The sequence below is a fragment of the Anaerobiospirillum sp. NML120511 genome (genome assembly GCF_023050955.1).
GTDB lineage: Bacteria > Pseudomonadota > Gammaproteobacteria > Enterobacterales > Succinivibrionaceae > Anaerobiospirillum.
Genome location: NZ_JALKIK010000037.1, coordinates 37,706 through 48,815 on the forward strand (window position 1 = coordinate 37,706; position 11,110 = coordinate 48,815).

General features: G+C 54.0%; 6 protein-coding genes. 2 read left to right on the plus strand and 4 right to left on the minus strand.

Annotated features, from left to right (window positions below; translation table 11 throughout):
* Positions 1–135 precede the first annotated feature (135 nt).
* Positions 136–1,305 (minus strand): alpha/beta hydrolase, encoded by a 1,170-nt coding sequence (locus MXE39_RS09885; RefSeq protein ID WP_246978535.1) that lies wholly within the window; start codon positions 1,303–1,305, stop codon positions 136–138.
* 710 nt (positions 1,306–2,015) lie between these two features.
* Complete coding sequence (locus MXE39_RS09890) at positions 2,016–3,413, minus strand: hypothetical protein (RefSeq protein WP_246978537.1); 1,398 nt, start codon at positions 3,411–3,413, stop codon at positions 2,016–2,018.
* 1,616 nt (positions 3,414–5,029) lie between these two features.
* On the opposite strand from MXE39_RS09890, the gene hpt reads away from it, so the two are divergent.
* Both hpt and MXE39_RS09900 read left to right on the plus strand, forming a co-directional pair.
* A complete protein-coding gene (hpt, locus tag MXE39_RS09895) occupies positions 5,030–5,575 on the plus strand; it encodes a hypoxanthine phosphoribosyltransferase (protein WP_246978539.1) in 546 nt (181 codons plus the stop codon).
* Positions 5,562–8,006, plus strand: a complete 2,445-nt coding sequence (locus tag MXE39_RS09900) for a S16 family serine protease (RefSeq protein WP_246978541.1) — start codon at positions 5,562–5,564, stop codon at positions 8,004–8,006. Before hpt ends, MXE39_RS09900 begins: the two co-directional genes overlap by 14 nt.
* Positions 8,007–8,245: 239 nt before the next feature.
* Here the strand turns inward: MXE39_RS09900 and MXE39_RS09905 are convergent, their stop codons facing one another.
* Together MXE39_RS09905 and MXE39_RS09910 are read right to left on the minus strand one after the other, a co-directional pair.
* Positions 8,246–8,737 carry a threonine/serine exporter family protein gene (locus tag MXE39_RS09905; protein WP_246978543.1) on the minus strand — a complete coding sequence of 164 codons (492 nt, stop codon included), beginning with the start codon at positions 8,735–8,737 and terminating at the stop codon, positions 8,246–8,248.
* 141 nt (positions 8,738–8,878) lie between these two features.
* On the minus strand, positions 8,879–10,123 hold the full coding sequence (locus tag MXE39_RS09910; protein WP_246978545.1) for a threonine/serine exporter family protein: 1,245 nt from the start codon (positions 10,121–10,123) through the stop codon (positions 8,879–8,881).
* Positions 10,124–11,110 lie beyond the last annotated feature (987 nt).

Genomic DNA, 11,110 nt, shown 5'->3' on the forward strand with positions numbered 1-11,110 from the left:
CGCCGCAGGCGCGGCGCAAACAAAAGAGGTCTGTCCCTGCATGAGGGACAGACCTCTTTGTGCTTTTCAGGAGGGCCAGATCATGATGAGCAGGCCGTCCCTGTCATGGCTGTGCCCGTGGCAGGCCAGACATGATTAGTAGTTGAGGTGACGTTTAAAGTAACTGAAGATGGAGTCATAGTACTCGCTGGTACGCTCAGCATCGGCGCTGGCACGGTCGAACCAGTGGAACAGACCCTCAGATACGTTGAGATCAACAGGAACATTGGCGTTGAGCAGATCGTTGGCGTAGCTTACTGATTCCTGAGCAAAGAGGTCAATGTCACCGACAAAGATGTAGGTTGCAGGCAGACGGCTCTTGTCCTGAGCCATTACAGGGGAGAAATAGCCCATGTAATCGGTCTTTGAGATCATCTTCTTACGTGGATCCGGACCCATCCTGGAAACTTCCTCAGGATTGCCATACTGGCTCCAGGCAAAGGCATTGCTCTTTGCAGTCCAGGTAACCTCACCGGCTACAGTTGACTTGTAAGGGCTCTTGTCGGTGCCGGTACGGTAGTCAAGCATAGGGGCAAAGAGAATCTGAGCGGCAATTGGGAAGTCGTAATGATCGCGGTTGTACAGAGCAAGACCGGCAGCCAGGTTACCACCGGCGCTTTCACCCCATAAGAAGATGTGGTCCTGATCAATCCTGTATTCGGCTGCGTTGTTATACAGGTAATCAAGAGCGCTGTAGCTGTCAACCAGAGCTGCAGGGAATGGCTTTTCAGAGCTCAGACGGTAGCGTGGTACGGCAACCAGAGACTGAGTGGTGTTGGCAATCATCTGCATGTGGGCAGCCTCATAGTAGGCAGTGCGGAACAGATAGCCGCCACCGTGGCTGAAGAGAATGAGAGGACGGTCGGCACGGCGGATGCCCTTGCGCTCACCTTCCTTGTAAACAGGGCAGGTGGCAGTGGACTTCTCACAGAACTGAGGCTCATACAGGGCGACCTCAATTTCAGTGCCGTCAAGCTCGCTCTTGACCTTGATGAGCTTTGGCTTGATGTCGGTAAACTTCATGGTGTCAGCAGCCGACTTGTTGAAGGCATTGACCTTGTCCATTGAGTCATATTCAGCCATAAATTTTGGAGCCTCCTCGCGGTACTCAAAAGCAATACGCTCGATCTCTTTGATCTCAGGTGCCTTGTCAGCAGCGCCGGCAGGGAAGGCCAGCATGCCGGCACTTAAAACTGCACCGGCCAGAGCGGTGGTAACAGCTTTGCTAAGAGAAGACAGACGGGAACTCTTGTTTGACTTGATCATGATCTCTCCCAAAAATGATACTAACAGCTGCAAGATAGTTAACTTTACCCCCGATATCAAGGGGACGGAAATCTATGTGTGCCCTTGCTGTGTCCGGGCACATGTAAGCGGCAGTTACTGATACTGCCGGCAGCATGAGCATGTGAAGGCAGACACCGGGCATGCAGCACCATGGCGCGGCCATGGGCGCTGCATGCTCAGGCTGCGCCGCAGGCAGCAGCCGCACCAGGGCGCGCTGCTGGTGGCGTTATCGCTTTTCCTGAACTTAAGGAATTTAAGGCCTGCTAACTGCCCTCTTTAAAGCCAGCTCTTAAGGCTGGGGTGAGCCCTGAGCTGATGTCAGGGGCGTTAAGGATGACTACATAATGAGTCATGATGATTAGCACAGACCTGGACACAGCAAAAACATTTCATCTGGGCACGGTGCGCAGGTGCGGTCCCGGCGCCAGGACAGCCCCGGTGCGTGCCCTTAAGCCACCGGTCTTGCGCCGGGCCGCCACCGGTCCGGCCCTGGCCTCCAGGCTCAGGCATCAGGGATTATGCCTGAGCCTGGAGGCCAGTGCCGGGGCGACGGTCTTGCGCCGGGCCGTGCATAAATGAACAGGGCTCCCTGAGGTCATATGAAATTTCATATGTTCCCGGGGAGCCCTGGGGCAGCTCCCTGTCCTGCCGGGCAGGTCAGGGGCTGGTCATATCAACAGCTGAGTGTATTACACGCGGTTGATATTGTTGTGGTAGCGGCGGAATGTGGACAGGCCCATGTCGTAAGCCTGATTGTCCTTATCGCCGTTGTAGAAGCTGCTGAAGAAGCTGTCGTTCTTGTAACGGATAGTGTTGGCGTTGCTGGCCTGGTTGGCAAGGAAGCTCTCCTTGACGATCTCAAAGCCGTTAACCACGGCATCGGAGGCATTGCCGGTAGCATCGTAAACACCACGGGTGGCGTTAAAGGCGTCCATTACGTTCTTTGTGCTGAACTCCTTGTAGGCTTCTGCGGAGGAGCCGGAGAGCTCTTCGGCCTCTTCCTGCTTGGCCTTTAAGACCTCATTGAAGGACTTGACCTTGGAGTCAACGAAGTTCTCGAAGTTCTTGTCAAAGAGCTCGGTCATGTAACTGGAAGCGCCGTTGTTCTTGAGAACTTCCTGAGCCTTAACGTAGGTCAGACCCATCTGGTAGCCCAGCTGCTCTTCGGTGATGGAAGTGTCATCGTTAACAAAAGAGGACAGGGCGGACTGGAGCTTGCCCATGGACTTGAGATCAGCCAGGGAGAAGGTGGTGCTGCCCTTCTTGTCGGCCTCTTCAATGTCTTTCTTCTCAGGGAGCTTGCCGGTTTTCTCAGCTTCTTTGGCAGCAGCCAGAGCGTTCTCTTCCTCGGTCTTCTTCTTGTCAAGACGTACCTGAGCCTCGTGACGGAGCAGTACCTTGGCAAGGGCGTTGTCATCGGAGTTGAGCTTGACATCAGGGCTTTCAGCCTGAGCCTGCTTTAAGTACTCCTTGCCCTCAGAGGTGCTCAGGAAGTTGAGGAAATCGTCCTTCTTCTGCTTTACGAATTCTACCAGGGCATTGCCGGCATCCTTGCCGCCGTTACTCATACCCAGAGAATCAAACAGACCCTGAGCTGCAGTACCGAAGTCAGCGCCGAGATCCTTTAAGCCGGCCTCTAACTGACGGTCGAGCTCTTCCTGCATCTTGGCCTTGGTCTCATCGGAGAACTTGCCGGAGGAAATCTGCTCACTTAAGGCAGTGTAGCGGGCAGCTACAGTGTTAACGATACCTTCAACGTCGTAGTCATTCAGGGAGCGGAAGCCTTCGCCATCGAGGGAGAATGCGCGGATGTAGTTGGCAAAGTCCTGGCTTTCAGAGCCGGTCTCTACTGTGTAGGAGAGCTTGCTTAAGAGATTGGCATTGGACATGGCATTCTCTTCGTGGATAAGCTCAAACTCAGCATCAAGGCTGGTGCGGGCTGCAGCCTGAGCAGCGCGCATCTGCAGCGGGCTCTGAGGGTCCTGCATGCCAGCTGCGCCTGGCTGGTTAAGCTTGAAGTTGAGCTGCATGCCTTTGACGCCGCCCTGGTTGGAAACTAACTGACCGCCAATATTCATGTTGATCATAGTACTTCTCCGTTATGTAGGTGCTGCACAGGAGCCCATGGCTCTCTGGCAGATGGGGAAGATTAAGTGCATCACATAGCCGCTGCGATACTCAGGAATTACACCTGGCCTGTTATCAGCCTCATTTTTCATAACCTCAGGGTTCGGTCTTACTCTGGCACATTCACATTATGATTACATAATCATTTTGTGAACATACTGTGCCTGCCATGGTACAGGTAACATAACCACGGCCAGACGGCCCCTGTCTTCAGGCAGTTCAGGTCAGTCATTACAGGGCACGAATCAAGGACGAAAGCCGGAGCCTGCGACTTAATATGGCACTGCAGTGCAGCCTGAGATTTTGCTCAAAAGCAGTCTGCTGAAGAAAAATGAATGGGTAGTGACAGTTCAAGCTCAGGTGGATGCGACCGTATCAACCTGCGTATCCACGACTGAATACACTGCGGCTGGCTTGGACTACGGACACAGAAAATCAGTTATCACGAAGCCTGTTTCTTATGACAGAGTGGGATGACAAGAGCCATCCTGGGGTTTAAGGTAATCTGCCGCGCATCAGACTGCGCAATTAAGCTTGTTAGCTTGAAGTATGTAAGCAAAAGCTAAATACTGCCTGTTGACTACTTAGCACACACAGTGCCAGATCTGTATTGATGCAACTATGCATGTAACTGGTAAAGTGGCAAAAACCTTTAGCTGTATGGACAAAAGCAAAGTCATTCTGTATCCAGATGTAAATAAAGTTGTAAATGAGTGTAAACAGATTGATGCCTCTGTACGGTAAAACTTGCCTTTTTGCCGCAGTGGCAAAGCAGTTTTTGCCGCCATTTATTTACATCAATTTCTGGACAAAATGTCTGCCACCCACTTCCCGGCAGCTCTGGGGAACTCTCCCGCCACGGCTCATAAATTCAATGTCATGCATGGCAGGGACAGCCCCGATCTGACCATGGCAGCCCCAGGCAAACCATGCAGCGCACAGCCGGGCAGGCCCTGTTAAGAGCCTGTAAATGCCCGTGCTTTGCCTGGCGGACGGATTGCCTGTTATTGCCAGGTGTGCGCGGGCATGGCATGGCAATGCCAGGGAAGCGCTGCATGGCCGGCTGTGTCCGGCAGGGCGACGCCGGGACAGGCTGGAATGTCACAGACAGCTCCGAGCGCAGCTTGTTCTGTCTGGTAAGGTGGTGGTGCAGAGACGAGCGCGATGGCCCAGGCCGGCTGTGCCCGGCTGGGCGACGCCGGTACAGGCTGGAATGTCACAGACAGCTCCGAGCGCAGCTTGATCTGTCTGGTAAGGTGGTGGTGCAGTGATGAGCGCGATGGCCCTGGCCGGCTGTAGTGCTTGATATTTACGTGCTTTTAAGTGAGCGTGGTTCAGGGGCTTTGCAGGGGATGGGAAGCCGGGTGTTGCCGGCCGGGAAAATTGGCGTGGCATGGGCGTAGTTACGCCGATTTTAAGTGACTTGCAGAGGGCTTTAGGGCTATAATATCGCAATTTATTTATGCCCTGACTGAGCGGGCAGAGCAGGCGAAAACAGTATTCTCATCGGATCTTTTGCCCAGGTGAAGTCAAGGGGATGGTTAGAGAGTTCCGTTCCCAGCTGAGGAAATTTTGTATGAGCGAACCACAAGTCAAAGAACTTATTCCTTTATTCACCAGGGATATGCTTCAGGAACGTATCGCCGCCATGGGCAGACAGATCACCGAGGATTACAAAGACAGGAATCTGTGCGCCGTGTGCATTCTCAAGGGAGCTATTCCTTTCTTTGCTGATCTTATCCGCGCTATCGACAATGAGAACATGTGCATTGACACTCTTCGTGCCAGTTCCTATGGCGACGGCACTTCCACCAGCGGTACCGTAAAGTTCACCAAGGATGTGGAGCTTGACATGAAAGGACGTGACGTTCTGATTGTTGAGGACGTGGTCGATACCGGTCTGACCATGAAGGAAATCGTAGCCCACATGTATGATCTGGGCGCACGCAGCGTAAAAATCGCCGTATGTATTAACAAGAACGAGCGCCGTGCTGTAGACATCGACATTGCCTACCATGCCTTTGAGCTCGAAGAGGGCTTTATCGTCGGATATGGTCTTGATCTGGCCGAGCGCTACCGCCAGTTAGACGGAATTTACGAGGTTGTTCTTGCAAACAGTTAAGTTCAAACACAAGGACGGCTCAACTTCAGAGATCATCAAGGGTGTCATGATGCTTGAGCACAGTGATCTTTATCCTGTTTTTCCTGAGTATCTGGTCTGTCCCGAGGGTGTACAGTGCACTGGTAAGGCAGACAGCAGCTCTGCACAGAGCTCAAAGGTATCAGGCACAGTAGAGCTCAGCGGCTCTGTGTGCGACCAGCCTGGCCGTACCGCTGCCGGAGCTGCGCCAGCTGCCGCTCCGGCCGCCGCTGCGGCCGCCGCTGCAGCAGTCAGCGCTGATGCTGATGCAGACAGCGCTGATGCCGACGATGAGCAGGATGATGATGTCCTTGATGATGCTGAGCTTGAAGAGGCTCAAGATGAGGATAGCGGGGAGGCAGCAGCCAGCCCGGCAGGCGGATCTGTGCCTGAAGCCGGCACAGGTGACGGAGCTGGAGCTGAGCAAAAGCGTCAGCTGCAGCTGTCCACTCTGATTCGTCCGCGCTCTTTTGCCTCACTGCAGCTGCGTGCGCGTAATGCCATGAAGGGCCTTTTTGCCCTGAACCGTGAGCGCATGCTGGTGCTGTGTGCCAGCAGCAGCGTCGATCCTTTTGCTGTGGCCTCTGATATGGTGCGTGAGCTTACCGGCATTGAGCCAACAGTTGCTTATGCACCTTCCAAATTTGAGCTTTTTGGCGATGACAGCGTCGACGGTATCTTAACTGCCGGCGGTTCGGCTGACAGCGCCGCTGCAGCTGGCCGAACCGAGCGCAGCGAGCCGAGCTCCGGACGTGGCGACCGTAGCTCCGACAGTCGCAGCGATCATCGCTCCTTACGTGAGCTGCTGGGCAAGCTGGCTGCTCCTCAGGCAGGTCAAATCAGCTCTGAGGGGGAGACAGGTGGCAAGGATGCCCCGGGCACCAGACTCAATGTCGTCATCATGCCTTGCATCCACCTTATTGACCATCCAAAGTGGCTGGGCATGGTTGAGGCCTGTCTTGCTCAGAACAGCGCGCTCAAGCTGATTCTGGTAGGCAATGCCACCGATGTGGCTCAGCTGAGCATGTTATGGCCTGTGCTTGATAATGCCATTCATGCTGACATTGTGCTGGAGTTCTCAGTAATCGGGGCTCTGCAGACTCTGGCCGGCCTTATCAGCTGGTATCAGACTAATGACAGTGACGGCCGTCTGCTGCTGCCTTTTGACCGCGATGCTCTTGCGGTACTGGCTGCCTACAGCTGCAGATTAAGCGGTGATCGTCGCTACATAGGCCTGCCTGAAGTGCCTTTAAAGGGCCTTATTTATGAGGCCAGCCGCTATGCATGGCAGGACTGGCAGCAGCGCTTTAACCGTGCTGTAGTTAATGCTGATCTCGACATGCAGGCTCAGATGGCTGTGCAGGCTCATGCCTCAGCCCTTGGCCTTGCTGATGAGGATACAGCCACCAGTGATGACGCCTCAGTGCTCCCTGAAAGCCTGAGAAATCCTCATGTTGGCCGCCGCCACATGCTCAAGGCTCTGGGCGCCAATGATTTTCGAAATAACTACCTTGCCGAATCCAGTCTGCGCGAGCACCGTGACCGCCAGCTGCTGGTAGCTACTAAGGGTGCTGTAGTAGGTCAGATTAACGGTCTGTCCGTTATCGAGACTCTGGGTACCAATTATGAATATGGTGAGCCTGTTCGTATCACGGCCACCCTGCGTGCCGGTGGCGAGGGCGATGTTATCGACATCGAGCGCAAGGCTGAACTGGCAGGTCAGATTCATGCCAAGGCCATGATGATTATCAATGGCTTCCTGACCAAGGAATTTGGCGCTGAGCAGCCACTTCCGGTTTCAGCAAGTCTGGTATTTGAGCAGAGCTACAGTGAAGTAGACGGCGACAGTGCCAGCCTGACCGGCCTTTGTGCCGTGATCTCGGTACTGGCAGGCGTTCCTGTACGTCAGGACCTGGCAGTAACCGGCGCTGTGGATCAGTTTGGCGATGTGCAGGCTGTAGGTGGCGTAAACGAGAAAATCGAAGGCTTCTACCGTGTGTGCCGTCTGCATGGCTTTACCGGAACTCAGGGTGTGATCATCCCAAGCTCCTGCGTCAACCAGCTGGTACTGCGTCCATCGGTAATCAAGGCCGTACGCGATGGCAAGTTCCATATCTTTACCGTCTCTCACGTAACCGAGGCCGTAAAGATGCTCACCACTGTAGACTGGGGTGACAGCGAGACTGAAAACACTGTCTGCTACCGTATCTGTGAGCGCCTGAACAATATCATTGCCGGAGCTCAGGAAGAGAGCTGGACCGAGCGCCTGAAAAACCGCTTTGAAGAGCTGCTCGAAAAGGTTCCCCTGCCTTTCCTCAAGTCAGATAACGATGACAGTGAGGATGAGCAAAAGGAGTCATCAGCTTCATCTGCAAAGAACAAGGCAGGTGCCAGATCCTCCCAACAGTCCTGACAGCTGACCTGCCAGGCACTAAGCATGGGCTCAGCGACCGGCCATGCCGTTCAGACACAACAAAGCCCCGCTCCGTATACACGGATGCGGGGCTTTGCCTTATCTGGAGAGCCGTTAAACCACCGCTTAAGTCACAGCCTCGGCCGACTGGACGGCAGCGGCCCAGGGCAAGGCCATGGGCCAGCTGCAGGCCACGGTGGCCAAGGAGGCCTGTGGCCCATGAGGACCGGATGGCCGGGCTAGAGCTTGGTATGGCGGTATTTGTAGAAGAAAAGTGGTGGAACAGCCAGACCCACGGCAATGGCAAAGACAATGCCCAGAGCCTTCATGCCGCTGCGGAACAGTATGGCTATGTTGTTATTGAGCAGCTCACTGTTAGTGCTTTCTATGATGTGAATCAGAGCGAGCAGCGAATTGTAGGCATCAAGTCCCGGAATCATGGAGATGATGCAAGGTACGGTAAATACCGGACGCGGCACTCTGAGCAGTGGACCAAAGTAGATAAAGATAAGTGAGCATATGGCACAGGCAATGAAGGTGGCTATAATTATTTCCATGCCTGAAAGGACCAGAAAGGCACGGATGCCTCTGGTAAGAGCAGAAACGGCCGCAATCAGAGCAAGAAAGCGTGCCGGTACGGCAAAGAGCATGGCAAAAGCAGGTCCAATCACACCGGCACCAATACTCTGATAAATAACATTAATCCATTGATCTACACTCAGCAGATGCATTTAAGACCTCATAATTGTTGCATTGCAGTCTGCAATGGCTGCATGACAGGGGCAGCAGACAGCGGCAGCTGCGCCATGCGCGCAAGCCATGGCGGCATGCCCGGAGCGCGGGCGTGCAAGGGCAGCTGCCCGGGACGACTGTCAGCTGCGGGGCAGCGGGGGAATAAGGCTGGTGATAAAGTCCATGGTGTACAGGGTTGCTACCAGACCAATGGAAGCTGAGATTACCAGCACCATGGCAATGGACAGGCGGGTCATGCCAATGGGCACATAGCCCTTGAAGATGTCCAGAAAGCCGTTTATCAGAGGGAAGCCTGGTACGAGCAGCAAGGTGGTAGCAGAGGCTGCCAGAATGACCTGAGAGTGCTCCAGATTGAAAATATACTGAGCACTCAGTGCTGCGGTAAGGGAGCCGATAAAGGCTGCCAGCATAAAGGTAAAGGACTCGAAAAAGCCTTTTTTGATGAAGCTGAAGCGGGCGTACATCAGGAACAGCCCTCCTATGAGAGCTGACAGACAGATAGCGGTATTACCACCATTAAGTCCGGCAAAGCAGGCACCGGCTATAGCCTCAAGGACAATAAGCAGATTGTGGTCGTAATGTCTTGGGCGCACGGCTCTGATAGCAAGGAGTATGCGCTCATGGTCAGTAAGACGGCCACTTGAAACATCATGGCAGACAGTGTTCAGGCGCGACACGGAGTCCATGTTGATGGCAAAGTGCTTGATTTCCATGAACTCAACACTGACCAGACGGCCTCTGCGCAGTTTGACAATAATGCCGTTACGCGTGAGGCTCATGTCTATGCTGGTACAGCCCAGATCATGGGCCATTTTCTTTACGCTGTGAGAAATAAGGCGGGTTTCAGCTCCGGATGAGGCCATGCGCCAGCCCAGAGTGGCAAGCAGGCGTGCCTTGAGCGCAAGACTGCGCTCTTCAGGGCTGTCATGGCCAGCGCGGCGGGCATAAAAGGCATCATCACTTTCGTTGAAGTGATGCGCCTCCGGATACCATGATCCGGCAACGGGACTCAGCCAGCCGCTGCCTGCAGGAATGTGGTCGCTGCCATAGCCATCAGCATCAGTCTGACCGCTGCCCATGCTGTTGCAGCTGGCCGGGCTGTCGGAGGATGCAGCTAAGCTGCCTGCGCTGTTGGCAGTGTCTGTGTCTGACGGGAGTGACTGGCAGGTGTTTTCAGTGGCAATGTCGGATGGGAGTGGCGGGCCGGAGTATTCACGGGCCATGCACTCCTGGGCGCTGTAGCCCTGTGAGTGAATGCCATCATTTTCGCCTGCCAGCTCTGGCAGATGATCCAGGCTGTCAGAGTGGTTAATAACTGTTCCAGTATTGTTATCTTGTAGTGCTGAACCGTGATGTTCGTGCATATTGTTGAGCTCAGGTCCTTAAAGGGTGTGAACAGGAGCAGGGCTGCCTGTTGCGATAAAGCTGCTCTGGTCAGTGCTGTCAGTTAAGGCATGACCCGAGTGTAAGCAGGTCAGTTGCAAATGCATTTTGTTCCTTTACTGAGTATCAGTCAATTCAATTTGTCCATGCAATTGATACATCAGGGCCTGGCATCATGCCAGGGGCCGTAAACAGGCTGGTCATGCATGAATGTTTTTTTCACAGTCACAATATGGAGCATGTGGCCTTTAACTGAGCAACTTGCTTTTTCTTGCCCATTAAGTGCGCCCAGGTCATACGGACCGCTGCACAGGGATACGGAACTCCACCATCAGGGCAGAGCAGTATGCATTGCAGGCTTACCTGCAGGTAAGCACTGTGTGACGTACTGTATGACGTACTGGCTTATCAATACTGAAGCTCCATGTCCATGCTGGCTTACCTGCATGGCCGCGCTGCAGGACATAGTCATGAGGGGGCATATGAGCTAACTTATGGCAGCTGTAAATACGGCAGAGTGAAAGTAAGGTGGCAAAGCTGATAAACATCCGCATGGAGCAGTGGATTACAGCTGGAGTGACTGGGGACGAGGCATCAATTTATCTGTCAGAGTATGGCAGGGGCTGCAACATGTGCCAGAATATGGTGCAATTCAGTCAGACAAATTAAGATACACTTATGTCTTTTGCCCTGTGACTGTAACTGGCACTGTGAGTATGGTTCTCAGCTCTTGCCTGGTGCATCCATTATGACATGGCGAGGCTCGATGGCATGTCCTGATGACATGGCGAGGCTCGATGGCATGTCCTGATGACATGGCGAGGCTCGACGGCATGTCCTGATGACATGGCGAGGCTCGATGGCATGTCCTGATGACATGGCGAGGCTCGATGGCATGTCCTGATGACATGGCGAGGCTCGACGGCATGTCCTGATGACATGGCGAGGCTCGATGGCATGTCCTGATG